This window comes from Halomonas nitroreducens, from assembly GCF_003966155.1.
GTDB classification, from domain to species: domain Bacteria; phylum Pseudomonadota; class Gammaproteobacteria; order Pseudomonadales; family Halomonadaceae; genus Halomonas; species Halomonas nitroreducens.
Map to the genome: position 1 here is coordinate 1 of NZ_RXNS01000025.1, position 20,031 is coordinate 20,031.

Sequence of the window (20,031 nt, forward strand, 5' to 3'; positions counted from 1 at the left end):
TGACGACCATAGCGTGCGGGAACCACCTGATCCCTTGCCGAACTCAGCAGTGAAACCGCTCAGCGCCGATGGTAGTGTGGGGTCTCCCCATGCGAGAGTAGGTCATCGTCAGGCACTTATTCCGAGAAAGCCTCGGTGCGAAAGCACCGAGGCTTTTTCATATCTGCCTGGATAATGATGTCAGGGCCTTCCATGGAGCATAGACCTCAGCCTATTCCGTGGGCAGCCCCAATCTTGTCGGACCATGATTCGGAACAGACCCCGGGCTCGAGAGAACTCGGGGTCTTTGCATTCTGGCGCCTTTGCCAGCCGCTAAGGAGAACTCGAGCTCGATGAGTTCGGGGGCTTTCTTGCTTCCCCCCTTCCTGAGTTTCCGGGCCACGTCGGCGACATGACAGGGCGTCATCCGTGGTAGGCAGGGTGACCACCTCCCCCTTGCCACCGCATCCTTGATGCCATGACTCCACACTCACCCTTGCCACAGAGGAGAGCACGGCCGACCCCGGTGTTTCCGGCCGTATCAAGCGCATGAGCCATACCAACGCAACACCCTCGACCCCCGAGACCCAGTCCGCGAGGCGCCTGGGCGATCCCCTGGTGCTTGGCCTGAGTGTCGGCTTCATCCTCGGCTTCCTGGCCCTGTCGCTGTACGACATCGACATGGTGGCCGGCGGGATCGCCAGCGGCTTTGCCTGGACGGCCAGTACCCTGGGCAGCTATTTCCAGCTGCTGCTGCTGCTGACCTTCCTGGTGGCCATGGGGCTGGCCTTCTCGCCGGTGGCGAGTGCCCGGATCGGCAACCTCGACCGCCCCGAGCTCAGCACCTTCAAGTGGCTGTCGATCATCATGTGCACCCTGCTGGCCGGGGGAGGCGTCTTCTTCGCCGCCGGCGAGCCGATCTATCATTTCGTGGTGACGCCACCGGCCTTCGAGACCGAGGCGGGCACCCCGGAGGCCGTGGCCGGCGCCCTGGCCCAGTCGTTCATGCACTGGGGCTTCTTGGCCTGGGCGGTGCTGGGCTCTCTGACCGCGGTGGTGCTGGCCCATGCCCACTACGTCAAGGGACAGCCCCTGCAGCCGCGTACCCTGCTGATGCCGGTGCTGGGCGAGCGCCTGGTGAAGGGATGGCTCGGCGGGGTAGTCGATGCGCTGTGCGTGATCGCCGTGGTGGCGGGCACCGTGGGCCCGATCGGTTTCCTGGCCACCCAGGTCAGCTTCGGCCTGCATGAGCTGTTCGGCGTCTCCGAGGGCTACGGCACCCAGTTGCTGATCCTGGTCGCGCTGGGCGCCGTCTACGTCACCTCGGCCATGACCGGCATCCATCGCGGTATCCAGGTCCTCAGCCGCTTCAATGTCTTCCTGGCGCTGGCCATCGCCGCGGTGATCTTCCTCTTCGGCCCCACGCAGTTCCTGGTCAATGCCTTCACCCGGGGCTTCGGTGAATACCTGACGTCCTTCTTCACCATGGCCACCATGACGGCCCAGACCGCCCCCGATTGGTGGATGCAGTGGTGGACGGTGTTCTTCTTCGCCTGGTTCATCGGCTACGGCCCGCTGATGGCGATCTTCGTGGCGCGGATCTCGCGCGGACGCACCATCCGCCAGATGATCCTTGCCGTGGCGGTCATGGCGCCCATCGCCACCACGGTGTGGTTCACCCTGCTGGGGGGCTCGGGCATCCATTACCAGCTGACCGGTGCCATCGACCTGGCCGCTGCCCTGAACGACTTCCAGTTCGACGTGGCCACCCTGACCGTGGCCCAGGCGCTGCCGGGAGGGCCCTTGATGGCGCTGGCCATCCTGCTGCTGACCACCATCTTCGTGGCCACCACCGGCGATTCCATGAGCTACGCGATCTCGGTAGTGGGCTCCGGGCACGACGAGCCCAACGTCCTGGTGCGGGCCTTCTGGGGGATCGCCATGGCACTGATGGCGGCGGTCCTGCTCTACATGGGCGCCGGCCAGATCAGCGCGCTCCAGCAGTTCATCGTCATCACCGCGATTCCGGTCTCGCTGGTGCTGTTGCCGTCGCTGTGGACCGGGCCTCAGGCGGCCATCGCCATGGCCCAGGAGCAGGGCCTGCTGGCCGCCCACCGGGCCTCGTCCCCGGAGAGCTGAGCGCCGGGAGGCTCACCGCGCGGGCGGCGGTACCGCAGCGCCAGGGCCCCGTACCTGCCCCCCGGCACGCCGTGCCTGGGGGGCAGGGCCCTCCACTCGGCCCCGGGCGAAGAATGGCGTATAATGCGACCAAAGTCGAATACCGGAGAGTGCCTTGACCCTGACCACGCCGGCCCTGCTGTTTCCCGCCATTTCCCTGCTGTTGCTGGCCTATACCAATCGTTTCCTGACCCTGGCCCAGCTGATTCGCAAGCTGGCCGAAGAGGAGCGCGATGCTCATCACGAGGTGGCGATGCGCCAGATCCTGCTGCTGCGCCAGCGGATCACCCTGACCAAGCGCATGCAGATGGCGGGCGTACTGAGCTTCCTGCTCTGCACGCTATCGATGTTCGCGCTCTTCCTGTCCCTCAAGCTGCTCGGCATGCTGCTGTTCGGCGTCAGCCTGATCAGCCTGTCGGTGTCGCTGGTGTTCTCCCTCTGGGAGGTGAAGATCTCGACCAATGCCCTGAATGTGCAGCTGCAGGACATGGAGATGCTGAGCCGCACGCGCCATGCCGGCAAGCCCTCCAACGAAGACGAGGAGCCCCCGCGCGGCTTGTGAGCAGGGTGTGCGCCCGGCTAGACTGGCGGCCTTCACAGGAGGCCACATGACCCCCCAGCAGTTGCTGTTCTATTGTCGCCCCGGCTTCGAGGCCGATCTGGCCAGCGAGGTTGCCACCAAGGCGGCCTCGCTGGGCTGGCAGGGCTACCCCCGTGCCGAGCCTCACGCCGGTCATGTCCGCTTCGTGGTCAGCGAAGAGCGCCCCGTCAATGTGCTGCATCGGGCCCTGCCACTGGCCTCGCTGGTCTTTGCCCGACAGAGCCTGGTCGCGCTGGAGCCCCTGGAAGCGTTGTCACGGGAAGATCGCCTCACGCCCATCGTCGAACAGGTCGTGGCGAGCGGCTGGAGCTTCGAATCGCTGTGGCAGGAAACGCCCGATACCAACGAGGCCAAGGCGCTGGCCGGGCTGATCAAGGCCCTCAAGCGGCCCCTCGAGTCGACGCTGAGAAAGCGCGGGGCCCTGCGGCGCAAGGCCGGTGGCCGGCGCCTGCACCTGTTGTGGACCGAGGGGGACCGGGTCCAGCTGGGGATGAGCTTTCCCGGCAATCGCAGCGAGCTTGCCGGTGGCATCCGCCGCCTGCGTTTTCCCCATGACGCGCCGAGCCGCTCCACCCTCAAGCTCGAGGAAGCCTGGCACGAGTTCGTGCCCCGTGACCAATGGCAGGACCGCCTGGGCGAAGGGATGCAGGCGGCGGACCTGGGCGCGGCACCGGGCGGCTGGACCTGGCAGCTGGTGCATCGGGGCATGCAGGTCTTCGCCATCGACAATGGCCCCATGGACCGCAAGCTCATGGCGACCGGCCTGGTGGAACACCTGCGCGAGGATGGCTTTGTCTGGGCGCCGCCGTCGCGGCTGGACTGGCTGGTCTGCGACATCGTCGACAAGCCGTCGCGGGTGATCTCGATGGTCGAGCGCTGGCTGACGCGCCGCTGGTGTCGGGAGGCGGTGTTCAACCTCAAGCTGCCGATGAAGCGGCGCTGGGAGGCCGTCTCGGAGGGCTTGGCCCGGCTGGATGCCGCCCTCGGCGAGGCCGGGGTCAAGGCGGAAATCGCCTGCCGCCACCTCTATCACGACCGTGAAGAGGTGACGGTGCATGTCCGGCTGCTGAACTGACGAGGGGAGGGGATCAGTAGCTCGGCTCGTAGATGCGGACGTTCTCGTCCTCGGTCAGCAGGGGCAGCATCTGCTGCATCACGCGGCTGCGCTGCTCGCTGTCACGCCACTCCTTCCAGGCCCGCAGGTCACGCCACTTGGTGATCATCAGGCGCCGATCGCTGTGTCCCTTCTCGACGAGGGTCTCGCCGCCCCCGAAGCCCGAGGCGCCGAGCACCTGGCGCATGGCCTCGCGGGCCGCCTCCTCGTATTCTTCCTCCAGCCCGGGCATGATACGACGTTCGATAATGATCTTGATCATCCACTAGCTCCCTAGACGCTTTCACTCTATTCCTTAGGCGAGGTCATCGATGGTTGATTCCGCGAATTCACTGCCCGCTTGCCATGCCGAACTGGACACCACGGGTCTCTACTGCCCCGAGCCGATCATGCTGATGCACAACAAGGTGCGCGACATGCAGCCGGGGGAGGTCCTCAAGGTGATCGCCAGCGATCCGGCCACCACCCGGGACGTGCCCAAGTTCTGCAGCTTCCTGGGCCATGAACTGCTGCAGCAGCAGGAGGACGACGGCCGCTACCTGTACTTCATCCGGCTGGGCTGAGCCGTGACCCGGAGCCGGCCTCATTCCCGCTGGTCGGCATCGGGCATGACCATCAGGGCCAGGGCTTCCAGGGTGGCGGGATCCTCGCGGCGGATGCGGTTGGCGATTTGCCGCTGGAAGAAGTAGACCACCCGGTGGCGGCTGTGGCCGGGGTAGAGGCAGGCATCGCCGGGCAGGATCGGGGTGGACTCGACCAGGCGCTCGTCGGCCAGCAGGGCTTCGATTGCCCCGTCGCTGTAGAGTCGCCAGCCGAATACCTGCTTGAGCTGCCAGGGGGCCCCGCTCTCGTCCATGCACAGTGCGTGGGTACCCTGGGTTTCCGGCAACTGCTGGATCAGGGTCGCCTCCTCGGTCTCCTCATACTCGAAGTAGGCGGCGGCTTGCTCCAGCTCCAGCACCTTGTGCTCGGGCGGCTCCTCGAACAGCTCCTCGGTCTCCGGATCCCGGTAACCGATGAAATGGCCATGCTCGGGGTCATCCAGCATCTGGCAGGGCGTCAGGCTTTCCATCCATGGCACCAGGCCGACCACTTCGCCGTCATCCCGTAGCCCCCAGGCCAGCAGGGGCATGCCGTAGTAGGCCTCGGATTCGGAAGGCAGCCGATAGACCATCTCCAGGCCGTCAAGCTCGGGCGCGAGACGGACCAGGCGTTTCCTGGCCTGTTGGCGTTGGCGCATGGTGTCCAGGTCGATGACCCGGGCGGGGCGGTGTGACAGCGGGATACCCATGAAGTCCCTCCTGCTGCTGCGTGGTCACGGCATTGGCGGTTGGGCCTGTCGGCAGCGCACAACGTCACTGTCCTTCCATCAATAGCACAGAGTGGTGACCGAGGTTAAGCCTCTGGGTCAACCACAGTGACGAATCATGGCCAAACGCAAGCCGCGATGGCGCTCCCGGGCCGCCACCAGCGCGGGCCAGGGCGCCTGGTCGGCCTCCACGGAGAGCCAACGCTGGCGGTAGGCGGCGACGGCCGGAGGCGGGTCGACGAGCTGGGCCTCGATCAGCCGGTCGAGGCCCAGCAGCCAGCGTCGTGACTGCAGCTGGAGCCCGTCCAGCCAGCGGGTCAGCCGGTCGTGTCCGGTGGCGGTGGTCAGGTCGGTGCAGCGCGTCCCGTCGGCCAGCGCCGTCTCGAGCAGCGCCGAGGCCTCCTCAAGGCGCCGCTCGGCCAGCAGCAGGGCACGCAGCAGCTCGGCAGTCAACGGACGCGTCTGCAGGGTCTCGAGATGGCCCTCGAGGGTGGCGGAGTCCGGGGGCCAGCGGCGATCGAACTGATGGAGGACCGCCTCGTGCAGGTAGTGCAGCGCGGGCAGCTGTGACTCGACCGCCGACAGCGCGTCCGGCGCCAGGGGGGCGCTGGCCCGGGAGAAGCTGCCGACCCACTCGCTGGAGTCGAACACGGCATTCCAGCTCGCCCGGGGCAGCTGCTCGGTCTTGGTCCGGGTGAGGCGCGCCAGGCGCGTCCGGTCGGCCTCGCCGAGGCGCTGCGGGACCTCGGTGTTCCAGCAGCCGCTCAGGCGACGCCACAGGGCGAGCTCGTAGAGCCAGCGCTGGCTCGGGGCGGCCACTCGGCCCAGCTGGTTGTTGCGGGCGGCGATCAGGTTGGCGATATGGCAGTCGCGCAGGGCGAAGACCGCCAGCATGCCTTCCCGGGTCTCGCCGAGGGGAAACAGGCGTGCCTCCGGCTCGGGGAAGGCCGCGATGTTGATCGGGCGTCCGGGGGACGGTGGCGCCAGGGCGAGAGCGTCCGCCAGGCGCCGCTGATAGTCCACCAGCAGCGTCTCCGCGGGGCCGTCGCTGCAGCCGCTGAGCAGCAGGACCAGCAGCAGCGTGCCCCACCAGCCGGCTCGGCGGCCCTCAGCCCCGGAGATCGGGAAGTTCCATATCGCCATGTGCCACCGCCTTGCTTCGTCGTCTCAAGCGCTCGCCGAGCAGCATCGCGGCCACGGTGAGCCCGGCGATCAGCCCGATCCAGTAGCCGTACACCCCGAGCGGGGGGACCCAGCCATACAGCCCATACTCGCCCAGCCAATGGCCGCCGCCCAGGCCCACCAGCCAGTAGGCGAGCAGGGTGATCAGCATGATCACCCGGGTATCCTTGTAGCCACGCAGGGCGCCGGCCAGGTTGACCTGCAGGGAGTCGGAGACCTGGTAGAGCATGGCCAGACCGACCAGGGACAGGGTCAGCTGCATCACCGCGGGGTCGTGGGTGTAGAGGGCGATCACCGGCTCGGCCGTCAGCCACAGCAGCAGGCTGTTGAGCAGCGCCACGGCCACGGCGATCAGGATGCCGTTCCAGGCCACCAGGCGGGCCGCCCCGGGGCGTGCCTGGCCGAGGGTGTGCCCCACCCGGACGGTCAGGGCCATGCCCAGCGACAGCGGCAGCATGAACAGCAACGAGGTGTAGTTCAGGGCCACCTGGTGGGCCGCCACGGTCACCTCGCCGAGGCTGGCGATGAACAGCGCGATCAGGGTGAACAACGTCACCTCGACGAAGATCGCCACCCCGATCGGCACCCCGACGTAGAGCAGCTCACCGATCATGCGCCAGCGCGGCGGAGTGGGGCAGCGCCACAGCTCGACGTCGCCATAGGCGCGGCTGCGCCGGGTATAGGCGATCATGGTCAGGCTCATCACCCACATGGACAACGCCGTGGCGATGCCACAGCCGACCGCCCCCAGGGCGGGCAGGGCCTGTAGCGGCCCCGGCAGTCCCTCGCCGAACAGCGCGGTGAGCCCCGCGCCACCATAGATCAGCAGGTAGTTGCTGGGGATGTTCACCGCCAGTCCCACCAGACTGATCCACAGTGCCGGCCGGGTGTGATTCATGCCGTCCGAGAAGGCGCGCAGCGCCTGGAAGATCGCCACGCCGGGCATGCCCATGCCCACCGCGGCCAGGTAGCCGGCGGAGCGGCGCGCCACCTCCTCGGGCACCGCCATCAGCCGGAACACCGGCATCACCGCCAGCCACAGCAGCACGGCGGCGACGATGCCCAGAGTCACGCCGATCCATAACGCCTGGTGCACGTTGTCGCGGATGCCTCCCCGACCACCGCCCAGCAGGTGGGCCACCACCGGGGTCAGGCCCATCAGGGTGCCGGTCATGAACAGCATCAGCGGCAACCACAGGCTCGAGCCCACCGACACCGCCGCCAGGTCGGTGGCGCTCAGGCGGCCGGTCATCATCACGTCCACCACGCTCATGCCCGCCTGGGCGAGCTGGGCGCCGCAGATGGGCAGGGCCAGGCGGATCAGGGGGCGGGTTTCCTGGCGGGTGACGGCGAGCAGGTCAGCGGTGAACGGGGCCAAGGGGCATGCTCCATGCGGGGACGAGACGGCCCCGGGCCTCATGCCGTCGGGGCGGACCGGATAGTCTATCAGGGGCCACGGGACGCCGGGCTACTCGAATCCCGCTCGTCGCAGTCCCTCGAGATAGTGGGCCGCATCGGCCTCGCGCCGATAGGGGTCGAGCGCGGTCAGCCAGTCGAGGCAGCCGATACCGGGAGGGAAGGTGCCCCGCGAGACCTGGTAGCGATAGTGGCGATAGACGGTGTCCCGATAGCCGGCCGCCCGCTCCGGCTGGCCGAGGTGGGCATGGGCCGCGGCGAGGAAGGCGGGCGTGTTGCAGAAGGCCTCGGGGGCCGTGGCCATGGTGGCGATGGCCTCCTCGTAGAGCTGAGCGCTGAAGAAGGCGATGCCCGCCATGCCGGCGTACCACTCGGGCCGGTAGGGCGCCAGGCGCAGGGCCCGGCGGGCCGCCGCCACCCCTTGCTGGGGATCGCCGGCCAGGGCCAGGGCGAAGGAGGCGTGGGCCAGGACATCCGCATCGTTGGGGTTGAGCTCCAGCGCCAGGATGAGTTCCCGGTGGGCGACGTCGTAGTGCCGGGCATAGAGCTCGGCCAGGCCCAGCATGCAGTGGGCCCGATGGTCGTGCTCGTCGAGGCCGACCGCCTTGCGGGCGAGCTCCAGGGCCTCGTGTTGCAGGAAGACCCAGTGACCCCAGGCATAGCAGGCCCACTCGTTGAGGTGGGCCAGGGCCAGGCCCACATAGGCCCGGGCCAGCTGCGGGTCCTGGGCCAGGGCCTGGCGGAAGAAGCCCCGGGCCTGCTGGATGGCCGTGAGCTCGGGGCGGCGCAGGGCGTGCCAGCCCCGCAGCCAGAGGTCATAGGCCTGCCAGTCCCGGGGAGGTTGGCGACGCGCCTGGCGCAGCCGCTCGGCCTCGAGCCCGCCGACCAGGCGACCGACGATCTGCCCGACAATCTCGTCCTGGACCTCGAAGCAGGCCTCGCCCTGGCAGTCGTAGTGCTCCGCCCAGACCTGGTGGGCATCCTCGGTGGACAGCAGGCGAGCGGTCAGCCTCAGGCGCTCGCCGCGTCGCTGCAGGTGTCCCTCGAGCAGGTAGTTCACGCCGAGCTCGCTGCCGATGCGCTGCGGCGCGGCGTTGCTGTCGCGATAGGCCAGCGCGCTGGTCGGGGCAATGACCTCGAGCTCGCGGAAGCGGCCAAGCTCGGTGGCGATATCCTCCGCCAGGCCATCGCCGAGGTGACGGTCCATGGCGTCGTCCGTGGCCAGGGCCAGCACGGCCAGGGACGGGCAGCCGCCCCCCCTGGCACGTCGCCGGGCCCGCTCCCGGGCGGCCGTGGTGATGACGCCGGAGCGCTCGGGCAGGTCATCCCGCTCGCCGTGCGCGGGCGTCGCCGGCGTCGGGTTGCCCGGCTGCAGGGCCAGCAGCGTCTCGCGGAGACGCTCGGTCTGATGGCCTGGCCGTCTGCCGGTCTCCTCGAGCAGCCGTTCCCGGCAGCGGCGATATTGCGCCAGGGCGGCGCCGACCCGGTCCTGATAGAGGTAGAGGCGGATCAGGGTGCGGTGTACCCCCTCGTCCAGGGGATCGTCGGCGAGCAGCCGCTGGGCCAGCTGGATGCCGGGATCGATGGCACCGGTCACCACATAGTGTTCGAGCAGGCGATGCATCAGCTGCTGGCGCCGCTCCTCGAGGGCGAGGCGTTGTGCCAGCAGCCACTCCTCGAACGCCTCGCCGCAGTCGGCCATGCCCTGCAGGAAGGGGCCGCGGTAGAGTGCCAGGGCCCGTTCCAGGGTCTCCGGGGTCCCGTCGCTCAGCAGGCGATCGAAGGCCTCGAGGTCGACCCGGACCTCGCACGCCGCCAGGCCCAGCTCGCGTCGGTCGACGGCGAGGGCCTTCCGGGCCGACGCCGGCAACGCCTGCTGCAGCCGTGACAGGGCCTTGCGCAGGTTGGTGCGGGCCTGGGCATCGGGCATTTCCCCCCACAGCAGCCCCGCCAGCCGGTCTCGGGAATGGCGGCGTCCGGGCGACACCGCGAGGTAGGCGAGCAGGGCCTCCGCCTTGCGGGTCGGGAAGGCGATCGGCGAAGCCTCCGCCGAGTGACAGGCGAACTCTCCGAGCAGCGATAGATGAAGGGTCATGGCGGCGCGCCTCCTACCTTCAGTCTATGTGCTGGCCCGGGGCGCCGCTAAGCCGCCGGTCACGGTCTTGTCACGTCCCGGGGGCGAGGTGCGGCTATAACCGGGGTATAGCCCCTCGGACAGGGCCGTCCGGGGCCTCGCCGCACGAAGCGGCATGCCTCGACGAGCCAGGAGGTGGAACATGGCCACGACAGCCGTTGACACGCGAGAGGCCGGCCCCCGGGAACCGGCCGCCGATGCGCTCCTTGCCTTCACGGAACGCCTGCACGGGACCCTGATCGCACCCGGCGACGCGGACTACGACGGAGCACGCCGGGTCTACAACGCCATGCACGATCGCCACCCGCGGCTGATCGTCCAGGCCGCGGGGGTCGCCGACGTGATGGCCGCGGTCACCTTCGCCGGCCGGCATGCGCTGCCCCTGGCGGTCCGGGGAGGCGGCCATAGCGTGCCCGGGTTCGGCACCTGCGACGATGGCCTGGTCCTGGACCTCGGCCGTCTGCGGGGCATCCGCGTCGATCCGTCGGGACAGCGGGTGCGCGCCGAGGCCGGGTGTACCTGGGCCGACCTCAACCACGCCACGGCAGCCTTCGGGCTGGCGACGCCGGGCGGGATCGTGTCCACCACCGGCATTGCCGGACTGACGCTCGGCGGGGGACTCGGCTACCTGAACCGGCGCTGCGGGCTGAGCTGCGACAACCTGCTCTCGGCGGATGTGGTCACCGCCGACGGCGGCTTCCTGACCTGCAGCGAGGACGCGCATGCCGATCTCTTCTGGGCGCTGCGCGGCGGTGGCGGCAACTTCGGCGTGGTCACCTCCTTCGAGTACCGGCTGCACGAGGTGCCCGACATCCTCGGCGGGCCGACCTTCTATCCCCTCGACGCCGAGGTCATCCGTCGCTACCAGGCCCTGATCGCCCGGGCGCCCGAGGCCCTGGGGACGATCCTCGGCATCACCCTGGGGCCGCCGCTGCCCTTCGTGCCCGAGCGCTGGCAGGGCCAGCCGGTGATCGTCGTGCTGACCTGCTGGAGCGGCCCCACGCCCGAGGACGATGGCATCCGCGAGCAGCTCGACGGCCTGGGGCCCGTGATCGGCCAGGCCCTGCAGCGCATGCCCTATCCGGTGATCAACACCCTCTTCGATGGGCTGCTGCCGGCGGGCCTGCGCCACTACTGGAAGGGCTGCTTCTCCGGCCCCCTCGACGAGGAGGCGATCGCCGTGCACCTGGAGCATGGGGCGCGGATTCCCTGCCTCGAGACCGCAACGCTGCTGTTTCCCATCGATGGCGCCTGCCGGCGGGTCGCCCCCGAGGCCACGGCCTTCGCCTACCGGGAAGCGGCTTTTGCCACGGTGCTGGGGCCGAGCTGGCGCGACGCGGCCGACGACGAGCGCCACCTCGCCTGGGGGCGGGCCTACTATCGGGCCCTGCAGCCGCATGTCGAGGCCGGGGGCTACGTGAACTTCATGTCGGCCGACGATGGCGACCGCGTGCCGGCCAACTATCGCCAGAACTATGATCGGCTGGCGCGGATCAAGGCGCACTACGACCCCGGCAACCTGTTCCGCCTCAACCAGAACATCCCGCCGGCGACCTCGTCCTAGGGGGCTTCGCCGGGGGCGGCCCGTTCGACCCCGGCGAACAGGCTGAGCCGCAGCCAGCCGGCCAGCCGGCGACGCAGCTCGGCGGGCCCCCGCAGGTCGAGCTCGCCATTGCGCCGGGCGGCCTGGAGCGAGCGGTCGCCGAGCCAGATGTCGGTCAGCACGGGCAGGGGGACGGCGAGGCTGAGATCCACGGTGAAACCGGGGTCCTTGAGGCAGACGTCCACCTGGCCGCGGTCGATGACCAGCCAGTAGAAACGCCGCCTGGCGGGCATGTCGGTGAACTCGACGTGCAGTACCGTGCGCTTGGCGGGAAACCGATCGATCCTCAGGCGACGGTGGATGTCCCACATCAGCAGTCCGGGGTCGAGATCGTCGCCGTCGGCCTGGCGACGCACCCAGCGCTTGCCCCAGGCGCCCAGCGACTCGATGACCGGCTGCAGGGCCTCACCGGCCTCGGTGAGCCGGTACTCGCTGCCGCCGCCGGGAGCCTCGCGACGGGTCACCAGGCCCTCGTCCTCGAGCCGCTTGAGGCGCTGGGACAGCAGCGAGGGCGACATCAAGGGCACGCCCCGGCGCAGGTCGTTGAAGTGGTGGCTGCCGCACAGCAGCTCGCGCATCACCAGCGGCGTCCAGCGCTCGGCGACGATCTCGGCGGCCTTGGCCACCGGGCAGAACTGGCCATAGCCCTTGGTCATGTCCCTGACGCTAGTCCACGGTTCCGCAGGGTACAAATTTCGAACTGGTCGGAGGGCGGGGGAGGGCCCAGGCTGAGGGTACGCCATCCGTTCACGTGCCGGCCGCCCCAATCGAGCGCCGGTACCCGAGCAGGGACGACCGCGTCGTCCCGGGAGCACGACCATGGATTCCCTCAGCCATCGGCCCCGGCTGTCGTCGACACAGCTCGCCACCCTGCGCGGCGCCTTGCGCGGGCCCGTCCTGTTGCCCGGCGAGCCGGGCTACGACACCGTACGCACCATCTGGAATGCCATGATCGACCGCCATCCGGCCGTGATCGTCCAGGCCCAGTGCGCGGAGGACGTGATGGCGGCGGTCCGCTTCGCCAGGCAACAGGACCTGGCGGTCGCCGTGCGCGGGGGCGGGCATAACGTGGCCGGCCATGCGGTCTGCGAGGGCGGCCTGATGCTCGACCTCTCGACCCTGGCGGCGGTACAGGTCGATCCCCGGCGGCGCATCGCCCGGGTCGCCCCGGGTGCCCTGCTGGCGGACCTCGACCGCGAGACCCAGGCGTATGGCCTGGTGACGCCGGGTGGCTTCATCTCTTCCACCGGGGTGGCGGGCCTCACCCTGGGCGGCGGCTTCGGCTACCTGTCCCGGCGCTTCGGGCTGACCGTCGACAACCTGCGCTCGGTGGAGCTGGTCAGTGCCGAGGCCGAGCGGCTGCGTGCCGCCACCGACGAGCATGCCGAGCTGTTCTGGGGCCTGCGCGGCGGCGGGGGCAACTTCGGCGTCGCCACCGCCTTCGAGTTCGCGCTCCACGACCAGCCTCCCGAGGTCCTGGCCGGGCCGGTGGTCCACGACGCCGCCGATGCCCCGGCAGTGCTGCGCGCTGTCGCCGAGGTGATGCGCGAGGCCCCCGACGAGGTCGCCTGCCTGCCGGTACTGCGCCATGCCCCGCCCAAGCCCTTCATCCCCGAGGCGTTCCACGGCGAGATGATCCTGCTGCTGGCGATGATCCACAGCGGCGACCCCGCCCACAGCGAGGCCGCGCTGGCGCCCTTGCGCCGGATCGGCCGTCCCATCGCCGACGTCGTGGCGCGGCGGCCCTACGTCGATTTCCAGTCGATGTTCGACGCCACCGCCAATGCCGGGGCGCGCAACTACTGGAAGGGCCACTATCTCGACCAGTTGACCGGGGAGGCCGTCGAGGTGCTGTGTGACCGGGCCCGGCGCATGCCCGGCAAGGAGTCCTCCATCGGCATGCTCTCCCTGGGCGGCGAGATCGCCCGGCACCCCGCGGCCTCGACGCCCTACCCCCACCGGCAGGCCGCCTGGGTGCTCAACATCCAGGCCCGCTGGCGGGCCCCGGAGGAGGATGCGCGGCAGATTGCCTGGGCCCGGGAGACCTTCACGGCCATGGCGCCCTTCACCACCGGCGGCGTCTACGTCAACTTCATCAGCGGCGACGAGGGCGAGGCCCGGGTACGGGCCGCCTACGGGGAGGACGTCCACGCGCGCCTGGTGGCGCTCAAGAAGCGCTGGGATCCCGACAACCTCTTCCACCTCAACCAGAACATCGTCCCGACCCCGTGATCCCATGGCGCGGCGGTTTTCGCCGCCGCGCCCGGCTCGCTATACTACGCCGCCCATGTCCCACGCCCAGGTGCCCGAGTGAGCCATCGCCTCGAGGATGTCATCGCGCTGTTCGACGGCCTCTTCCTGCCCACCTACCGGACCCGGCTGGTGCGGGGCGGTGACGAACCGCTCTACCTGCCCGCCGACGTCGAGACCCCCTGGCACCGGGTGATCTTCGCCCGGGGCTTCTATGCCAGCGCGCTGCACGAGATCAGCCACTGGTGCATCGCCGGAGCCCGGCGCCGCGCGCTCGAGGACTACGGCTACTGGTACCTGCCCGACGGGCGCGATGCCGCCCAGCAGCGTGCCTTCGAGTCGGTGGAGGTGGCCCCCCAGGCGCTGGAGAGCCTGTTCGCCGCGGCCTGCGGGCGGCGCTTCAACGTCAGCGTCGACAACCTGGGCGAGGTGGCGGTCGACCGCGAAGCCTTCCAGGCCCGGGTCGCCGCCCGGGCGGCGCGCTACGAGGCCGAGGGCCTGCCGCGTCGGGCGGCGGCCTTCCGGCGTGCCCTCGAGGGCTTCTATGGCGAGGGCCTCTCCCACGACGCGGCCGTGGCCCGCGGGCGCGAGATGCTGGCCCCGCTGCCGGCCTGATCGGCCGCCTCCCAGGACGCCTTCGCCAGCGCGAGCAGGGGCGCCAGCGCCGAGGATGGCGTCTGCTCCGACCAGGCGATGCCGATGACCTCGTGGAAGGCGTCCTCCGCCAGCGGGCGGCAGCCGAGCTCGCGGTCCCCGAGAATCTGTGGCCACGCCGGCACCAGGCTGGCGCCGACCCCGGCCGCCACCAGGCCCTGCGCATACTCGATGGTGCGTAGCCGGGCACGCACCTGACAGCTCAACCCGGCCGCATCCAGGGCCTTGCCGAGCTTGTCCATGGCGGCGCAGGGATGCCGCCAGATGAAGGGCAGGCCGTCGAGATCCTCCAGGGCGAGCCGGGCCTTCAGCGTCAGCGGGTGGCCGGCGGGCAGGGCGATCACGTAGTCGTCGTGCCAGATCGGCTGGAAGTGTTCCCGGGCGTCCCGCTCCTCCGCCCGGACGATGCGGGCATCGCAGGGTTCCTCCGGGTTCACCAGGGTCAGGGCCAGGCCCTCGACGCGGTTGACGTATTCCTTGAGCAGACGCGACATGCGGTGCGCGCCCAGTGAACGCATCAGGCCCAGCCGCACCGGGGTAGCCGGCGTGGAAGTCCGGAACAGGCCATCGATGGCCCGGAGTTCGGCGCTCAGCCGCATCGCCAGCGGATAGAGGCGATGCCCTGCCTCGGTGGCCGTGATGCCCTGGCGATGGCGCTCCAGGAGGCGTACACCGAGCCGCGCCTCGAGTTGCTGGATCGCCGTCGACACCGACGGCTGGGCCACGTGGCAGCGTCGCGAGGCGCCGCTGATCGAGCCGCACTCGTAGGCGGCGATGAAATAGCGAAGGCTACGGATATCCATAGGTAATGCCTATATTTACTCCAGGATATCAATATTACAGCTTTGGCCGGCCGATGGATTAGGCTTCAAGTCAGTGATTCATTCGCAAGGAGTCCGGCCGTGGCCATCGCCTTTCCCCTGGAAGACGCCTTCTTCACCGCCCTGCAGCGCGACGACTGGCCGCTGCCGAGGCACGCCTGGCAGCTGGAGGCGGCGGGGCTGGATGGCCCCCGGCTGATCGAGCTGTTCGAGTCGCAGCTGCTCAGCCGCCATCTCGACTACCAGGCACGCCGCCTGCAGGCCCGGGGCGAGGCGTTCTATACCATCGGCAGTGCCGGCCACGAGGGCAACGCCGCCATCGCCGCGGCCTTCCGTCCCGCCGATCCGGCCTTCCTGCACTACCGGGATGCCGCCTTCCTGATTCAGCGCAGCAAGGCGCTGCCCGGACAGACGCCGCTGCACGACATGTTGCTGAGTTTCTGCGCCGCGGCGGACGATCCGGTGTCCGGGGGGCGCCACAAGGTGCTGGGCTCGGTGAGCCTCACGGTGCCGCCCCAGACCAGCACCATCGCCTCGCACCTGCCCAAGGCGGTGGGGGCCGCCTACAGCCTGGGCCTGTGGCGCCGGCTGGGCGGGGGCGGCCGCTGGCCGAGCGACAGCGCGGTGCTGTGCAGCTTCGGCGACGCCTCCTTCAACCATTCGACCGCCCAGGGGGCCCTCAACGCCGCCGGCTGGGCCGCCTACCAGGGCGTGCCCATGCCGCTGGTGCTGGTCTGCGAGGACAATGCCATCGGCATCTCCACGCCGACCCCGCAGGGCTGGATCGAGGCCAGCGTGCGCGCCCGCCCGGGCCTCCACTACCTGAGCTGTGACGGCCTGGACCCCCTCGACACCTATCGTGTTGCCCGGGAGGCGGAACGCCTCGCCCGGCGGCGGCGACAGCCGGTGTTCCTGCACATGCGCTGCGTGCGCCTGATGGGGCATGCCGGCTCCGATGCCCAGCAGGTCTATCTCGACCCCGCGCGCATCAAGGCCGACGAGGCCCGCGACCCGCTGCTGATCGGCGCCGGCCTGTTGCGCCGGCATGGCCTGCTTTCCGTTGCCGAGCTGGAGACGCTGTACCGGGCCGTCGGCGATCGGGTGGCGCGGGTGGCCGAGGAGGTGGCGGGGTGTCCCCGGCTGGCCTCCGCCGCCGAGGTGATGGCCAGCATCGTGCCGCCGCCGCGCCCCTCGCGGCGCCGGGCGCTCGCCGCGCCGGCCGTGGCGGACACCACCCCGGCGCCCATGGCCCGGCTGCTCAACCAGGCCATGGCCCGCCTGATGGCGGAGTACCCCCATCTGGTGATGGCGGGGGAGGACATCGGCCGCAAGGGGGGCGTGTATGGCGTGACGCAGCGGCTGCAGGCCCGCTTCGGTGCCAGCCGGGTCATCGATACCCTGCTCGACGAGCAGAGCATCCTGGGGCTGGGCATCGGCCTGGCCCACAACGACCTGCTGCCGATGCTGGAGATCCAGTTCCTCGCCTACCTGCACAACGCCGAGGACCAGCTGCGCGGCGAGGCGGCCACCCTGAGCTTCTTCTCCCGGGGGCAGTACACCAACCCCCTGGTGGTGCGCATCGCCGGGCTCGGCTACCAGAAGGGCTTCGGCGGCCACTTCCACAACGACAATGCCGTCGCGGTGCTGCGCGACATCCCCGGCCTGCTGGTGGCCTGTCCGTCCAACGGGGCCGACGCGGTGGGGCTGCTGCAGGAGGCCGTGCGACTCGCCGACGAGCAGCAGCGCGTGGTGGTGGTGCTGGAGCCGATCGCCCGCTACCACACCCGGGACCTGCTGGAAGAGGGCGACCTGCGCTGGTGCTTCGCCGATCCGGGGCCGGAGCACCGGCTGCCCGCCGGCCACCCCGGCCGCGACGGCGAGGGGCGGCGACTGGCGATCGTCACCTACGGCAACGGCGTCTACCTGTCGCATCAGGCCCGGGCCCGGCTGGGGGCGGCGGGCGAGGACGTGCGCATCATCGACCTGCGCTGGCTGACCGGCCTCGACCATGAGGCCATCCATCGCGAGGTGGCGGACTGTGCCCAGGTGCTGTGCGTCGACGAGTGCCGGCGGACCGGCTCGCCCAGCGAGGAGATCATCACCGCCCTGGTGGAGCGTGGCCTGGCCGGCGACCGGCTGCATCGCCTGACTGCCGAAGACAGCTTTATCCCGCTGGGCCCGGCGGCCACGACGACCCTGCCGTCGGCGGAGGCGATCGCCGGCCAGGCCCGCCGATTGCTGGACGGCGCCGAGCGCGGCCAGGCATCGCCGCCGGCGGTCTCGGTGGCGGGGAGGTCGGCCTCATGAGTGCCTCCCTCGAGACCCGGGCCGGGCCCCGGGAGCGCCTGCTGCTGGTCTGCCCGGGGCGTGGCACCTACAACGCCGCGGAGTGGGGCTATCTGGGGCGCCGTGCCGCCGGCGCCGACTGGCTGGCCCGCTTCGATGCCCAGCGACGCGACCGGGGACTGCCGACACTGAGCGCACTGGATGGCGACATCCCGTTCCGGCTGGCCCTGCACGGACGCGGCGACCATGCCGCGCCACTGATCTACGCCTGTTCTCAGGCGGATGTCCTCGCCCTCGACCCCGAGCGCCACGAGATCGTGGCGGTCACCGGCAATTCCATGGGCTGGTACACGGCCCTGGCCGCCGGCGGGGCACTGGGACTCGACGATGGCCTGGCGCTGGTCGGCACCATGGGCACGCTGATGCAGGAGGCCATGCTCGGCGGCCAGGTACTCTATCCCTGGGTCGACGACGACTGGCGGCCCTGTCCGGAGCGACGCGCCCGGCTGCTGGCGTTGATCGAGCGTCTCCACGGCGAGGACGGGGCCGCGCTGTATCGCTCCATCGAGCTGGGGGGGATGCTGGTGGTAGGCGGCAACGAGGCGGGCCTGTCACGGCTGATCGCGGCCCTGCCCCCGGTCGGCCGCTTTCCCCTGCGCCTGCACCAGCATGCAGCCTTTCATACGCCGCTGCAGGCGCCGGTGCGCGAGCGGGCGCGGCAGGCGCTGCCCGCCGCGCCCTTCGGCCGCCCCCGGGTCCCGCTGATCGACGGGCGAGGCCAGATCTGGACGCCCTGGAGCACCGCCCCCCAGGCGCTCTGGGACTATACGCTGGGCGAACAGCTGGTGGCGCCCTACGACTTCAGCGCGGCACTGCGCGTGGGGGTACGGGAGTTCGCCCCGGACCGCATCGTCATCCCCGGGCCCGGGGCGACCCTGGGCGGTGCCACCGCCCAGGCACTGATCCAGCTCGGCTGGCGCGGGCTGGACGGCAAGGCGGGCTTCCAGGCCATGCAGGCCGACGAGCCGCGGCTGATCTGCATGGGGCTGGACGACCAGCGCGACTGGCTGCTGGGAGGCTAGGGCCTGTGGCGGTTTCCTCCACAGGCCCTAGTCGAGCTCCTGCAGCCGCTGGTGCAGGGTCAGCATCACCTGGATCTCCTCTTCGGGGCGCAGCGGCTCGAGGCCCAGCTCGCCGAACAGCTCGCCCCGGGCGCGCGCCCAGTCGCCCGGGGCGAGACCGCCGTAGAGGCTCTCGGCGGGGGCGAGCTCGACGAAGGGGTCCAGCCCGTAGGTCTCGAACAGCCGGGAGAGCGCCGCCTCGTCGTCGCCCACCCCGGCGGTGTAGAGGGTGGCGTTGAAGTGGTCGGTCTCCAGCTCGCGGATCACGTCCAGCGGGCTCACGCCCATGCTGGTCAGTTCCTCCAGGCTGTAGGCCCCCAGCGAGACCAGCTCGTCATCGAGCCAGTCGTCGTCCGGCTGGATCAGGGTGTGCTTGACGCGGCCATCGGGCAGCGTCCAGGCGATGGAGAGTGGCAGGTCGCCGTCGTCGCCGGTCTCGACCGCAATGAAGGCGGGCAGCTCATCCATGTCGGGGTCCCTCCTCGAGGGCGTGATATGCGTCGTGGTGCGTGTCGAGCCCGAAGAAGGCGAGGGCGGTGGCGGTGGTGGCCTGGGCCAGCTCGGCCTCCGTCAGTCCGCGCCAGTGGGCGATCTCGCGCACGATCCAGGGCAGCAGGGCCGGCTCGTGGCGCCTGCCCTTGAGTTTGGCAGGTAAATTGCGCGGCAGCAGGTAGGGGCAGTCGGTTTCCACCATCAGCCGATCCAGGGGAATCTCGCCGACCAGCTCGCGCAGGTGGTGGCCACGGCGCTCGTCGCACAGCCAGCCGGTCAGGCCGATATGCAGGTCGAGATCCCGGTAGCCGTAGAGGGTCTCGCGGTCGGCGGTGAAGCAGTGCACCACGGCCTGGCTGATGTCGTCGCGCCAGGCATGCAGCATCTCGCGCATGCGGCGGCCGGCATCACGCTCGTGGAGGAACAGCGGCAGGCCGCTCTCCGCGGCCAGGCCGAGCTGGGCCTCGAAGGCGCGCTCCTGCTCGGCGGGCGTCGAGAAGTTGCGGTTGAAGTCCAGGCCGCACTCGCCCACCGCGACCACCTCCGGTTCGCGGTGCAGGTCGCGCATGGCGGCCGCGAGCCCCGGCGACCACTGGCTGGCATCGTGGGGGTGCACGCCGGCGGTGGCATACAGGCCCGGGTGGCGGCGGGCCAGCATCACGGCCTGCTCGGCATGCGCGCGGTCGGTGCCGGTGAGGATCAGGGTCGTCACCCCGGCGGCCCGGGCGCGGGTGATCGTCGCCTCGAGGTCGCGGGCGAAGCTCTCGTGGGTCAGATTGGCGCCGATGTCCACCAGCGGGGCCGGCGAACGGAACCTCAGCGCCTCGGGCAGCACGTCATCGAAGGGGGGCGTTGCGTCGGCCAAGGCGGAACACTCCTGTGAAAGCGGGC

The 20,031-nt window shown here is 70.3% G+C and carries 18 protein-coding genes and 1 rRNA gene; 10 read left to right on the top strand and 9 right to left on the bottom strand.

Features of this window, described 5'->3' with window-relative positions:
• The 4 genes from rrf to rlmM all read left to right on the top strand — a co-directional run.
• Positions 1-114 (top strand): 5S ribosomal RNA (gene rrf / locus EKG36_RS19045); the annotation flags it as partial.
• 414 nt (positions 115-528) lie between these two features.
• Positions 529-2,118: a BCCT family transporter gene (locus EKG36_RS19050; RefSeq protein WP_126486860.1), complete on the top strand. Its 1,590-nt coding sequence runs from the start codon at positions 529-531 to the stop codon at positions 2,116-2,118.
• Between the two features lie 154 nt (positions 2,119-2,272).
• A complete protein-coding gene (locus EKG36_RS19055) occupies positions 2,273-2,719 on the top strand; it encodes a DUF2721 domain-containing protein (protein ID WP_126486861.1) in 447 nt (148 codons plus the stop codon).
• A 46-nt stretch (positions 2,720-2,765) separates the two neighbouring features.
• Positions 2,766-3,833, top strand: a complete 1,068-nt coding sequence (rlmM, locus tag EKG36_RS19060; protein ID WP_126486862.1) for a 23S rRNA (cytidine(2498)-2'-O)-methyltransferase RlmM — start codon at positions 2,766-2,768, stop codon at positions 3,831-3,833.
• 13 nt (positions 3,834-3,846) lie between these two features.
• Here rlmM and EKG36_RS19065 read toward each other — a convergent pair whose 3' ends face one another.
• On the bottom strand, positions 3,847-4,134 hold the full coding sequence (locus EKG36_RS19065; protein WP_126486863.1) for an antibiotic biosynthesis monooxygenase family protein: 288 nt from the start codon (positions 4,132-4,134) through the stop codon (positions 3,847-3,849).
• A gap of 49 nt (positions 4,135-4,183) precedes the next feature.
• Between EKG36_RS19065 and tusA the strand changes: the two genes are divergently transcribed.
• Complete coding sequence (gene tusA, locus EKG36_RS19070) at positions 4,184-4,435, top strand: sulfurtransferase TusA (protein ID WP_126486864.1); 252 nt, start codon at positions 4,184-4,186, stop codon at positions 4,433-4,435.
• Positions 4,436-4,455: 20 nt separating this feature from the next.
• On the opposite strand, the gene EKG36_RS19075 is transcribed toward tusA, so the two are convergent.
• The 4 genes from EKG36_RS19075 to EKG36_RS19090 all read right to left on the bottom strand — a co-directional run bounded on the left by EKG36_RS19075 (position 4,456) and on the right by EKG36_RS19090 (position 9,874).
• Positions 4,456-5,163, bottom strand: coding sequence for a hypothetical protein (locus EKG36_RS19075; protein ID WP_126486865.1), 708 nt, complete (start codon positions 5,161-5,163; stop codon positions 4,456-4,458).
• Between the two features lie 117 nt (positions 5,164-5,280).
• On the bottom strand, positions 5,281-6,324 hold the full coding sequence (locus EKG36_RS19080; protein WP_126486866.1) for a DUF3080 family protein: 1,044 nt from the start codon (positions 6,322-6,324) through the stop codon (positions 5,281-5,283).
• A complete protein-coding gene (locus EKG36_RS19085) occupies positions 6,290-7,741 on the bottom strand; it encodes an MATE family efflux transporter (protein WP_126486867.1) in 1,452 nt (483 codons plus the stop codon). Before EKG36_RS19085 ends, EKG36_RS19080 begins: the two co-directional genes overlap by 35 nt.
• 90 nt (positions 7,742-7,831) lie before the next feature.
• Complete coding sequence (locus EKG36_RS19090; protein WP_126486868.1) at positions 7,832-9,874, bottom strand: BTAD domain-containing putative transcriptional regulator; 2,043 nt, start codon at positions 9,872-9,874, stop codon at positions 7,832-7,834.
• A 181-nt stretch (positions 9,875-10,055) separates the two neighbouring features.
• Here EKG36_RS19090 and EKG36_RS19095 point away from each other — a divergent pair, with 181 nt between their 5' ends.
• The gene (locus EKG36_RS19095) at positions 10,056-11,477 is read left to right on the top strand and encodes an FAD-binding oxidoreductase (protein ID WP_126486869.1); all 1,422 of its coding nucleotides are present in this window, start codon (positions 10,056-10,058) and stop codon (positions 11,475-11,477) included.
• Here EKG36_RS19095 and EKG36_RS19100 read toward each other — a convergent pair.
• Positions 11,474-12,172, bottom strand: coding sequence for a winged helix-turn-helix transcriptional regulator (locus EKG36_RS19100; protein WP_126486870.1), 699 nt, complete (start codon positions 12,170-12,172; stop codon positions 11,474-11,476). The genes EKG36_RS19095 and EKG36_RS19100 overlap by 4 nt on opposite strands.
• A gap of 163 nt (positions 12,173-12,335) precedes the next feature.
• On the opposite strand from EKG36_RS19100, the gene EKG36_RS19105 reads away from it, so the two are divergent.
• Together EKG36_RS19105 and EKG36_RS19110 are read left to right on the top strand one after the other, a co-directional pair.
• A complete protein-coding gene (locus tag EKG36_RS19105) occupies positions 12,336-13,748 on the top strand; it encodes an FAD-binding oxidoreductase (protein WP_126486871.1) in 1,413 nt (470 codons plus the stop codon).
• 78 nt (positions 13,749-13,826) lie between these two features.
• Entirely contained in the window at positions 13,827-14,381 is a 555-nt protein-coding gene (locus EKG36_RS19110; RefSeq protein WP_126486872.1) for an elongation factor P hydroxylase, read from the top strand.
• Here the strand turns inward: EKG36_RS19110 and EKG36_RS19115 are convergent.
• Positions 14,309-15,223: a LysR family transcriptional regulator gene (locus tag EKG36_RS19115; RefSeq protein WP_126486873.1), complete on the bottom strand. Its 915-nt coding sequence runs from the start codon at positions 15,221-15,223 to the stop codon at positions 14,309-14,311. The genes EKG36_RS19110 and EKG36_RS19115 overlap by 73 nt on opposite strands.
• 99 nt (positions 15,224-15,322) lie before the next feature.
• Between EKG36_RS19115 and EKG36_RS19120 the strand changes: the two genes are divergently transcribed.
• Together EKG36_RS19120 and EKG36_RS19125 are read left to right on the top strand one after the other, a co-directional pair.
• Positions 15,323-17,548 (top strand): thiamine pyrophosphate-dependent enzyme, encoded by a 2,226-nt coding sequence (locus EKG36_RS19120; RefSeq protein ID WP_126486874.1) that lies wholly within the window; start codon positions 15,323-15,325, stop codon positions 17,546-17,548.
• Positions 17,545-18,609, top strand: a complete 1,065-nt coding sequence (locus EKG36_RS19125) for an ACP S-malonyltransferase (protein ID WP_126486875.1) — start codon at positions 17,545-17,547, stop codon at positions 18,607-18,609. Before EKG36_RS19120 ends, EKG36_RS19125 begins: the two co-directional genes overlap by 4 nt.
• A 27-nt stretch (positions 18,610-18,636) precedes the next feature.
• Here EKG36_RS19125 and EKG36_RS19130 read toward each other — a convergent pair whose 3' ends face one another.
• Positions 18,637-19,116: a hypothetical protein gene (locus tag EKG36_RS19130; protein ID WP_126486876.1), complete on the bottom strand. Its 480-nt coding sequence runs from the start codon at positions 19,114-19,116 to the stop codon at positions 18,637-18,639.
• Positions 19,109-20,005: a TatD family hydrolase gene (locus EKG36_RS19135; RefSeq protein ID WP_126486877.1), complete on the bottom strand. Its 897-nt coding sequence runs from the start codon at positions 20,003-20,005 to the stop codon at positions 19,109-19,111. The genes EKG36_RS19130 and EKG36_RS19135 overlap by 8 nt, the downstream gene beginning before the upstream one ends.
• Positions 20,006-20,031: the final 26 nt, after the last annotated feature.

Coding starts and splice junctions, on each gene's coding strand:
- EKG36_RS19105 (WP_126486871.1), top strand. CDS start 12,336: ATGGATTCCCTCAGCCATCGGCCCCGGCTGTCGTCGACACAGCTCGCC.
- EKG36_RS19100 (WP_126486870.1), bottom strand. CDS start 12,172: ATGACCAAGGGCTATGGCCAGTTCTGCCCGGTGGCCAAGGCCGCCGAG.
- EKG36_RS19115 (WP_126486873.1), bottom strand. CDS start 15,223: ATGGATATCCGTAGCCTTCGCTATTTCATCGCCGCCTACGAGTGCGGC.
- EKG36_RS19075 (WP_126486865.1), bottom strand. CDS start 5,163: ATGGGTATCCCGCTGTCACACCGCCCCGCCCGGGTCATCGACCTGGAC.
- EKG36_RS19125 (WP_126486875.1), top strand. CDS start 17,545: ATGAGTGCCTCCCTCGAGACCCGGGCCGGGCCCCGGGAGCGCCTGCTG.
- EKG36_RS19090 (WP_126486868.1), bottom strand. CDS start 9,874: ATGACCCTTCATCTATCGCTGCTCGGAGAGTTCGCCTGTCACTCGGCG.
- EKG36_RS19080 (WP_126486866.1), bottom strand. CDS start 6,324: ATGGCGATATGGAACTTCCCGATCTCCGGGGCTGAGGGCCGCCGAGCC.
- EKG36_RS19050 (WP_126486860.1), top strand. CDS start 529: ATGAGCCATACCAACGCAACACCCTCGACCCCCGAGACCCAGTCCGCG.
- rlmM (WP_126486862.1), top strand. CDS start 2,766: ATGACCCCCCAGCAGTTGCTGTTCTATTGTCGCCCCGGCTTCGAGGCC.
- EKG36_RS19130 (WP_126486876.1), bottom strand. CDS start 19,116: ATGGATGAGCTGCCCGCCTTCATTGCGGTCGAGACCGGCGACGACGGC.
- tusA (WP_126486864.1), top strand. CDS start 4,184: ATGGTTGATTCCGCGAATTCACTGCCCGCTTGCCATGCCGAACTGGAC.
- EKG36_RS19065 (WP_126486863.1), bottom strand. CDS start 4,134: ATGATCAAGATCATTATCGAACGTCGTATCATGCCCGGGCTGGAGGAA.
- EKG36_RS19095 (WP_126486869.1), top strand. CDS start 10,056: ATGGCCACGACAGCCGTTGACACGCGAGAGGCCGGCCCCCGGGAACCG.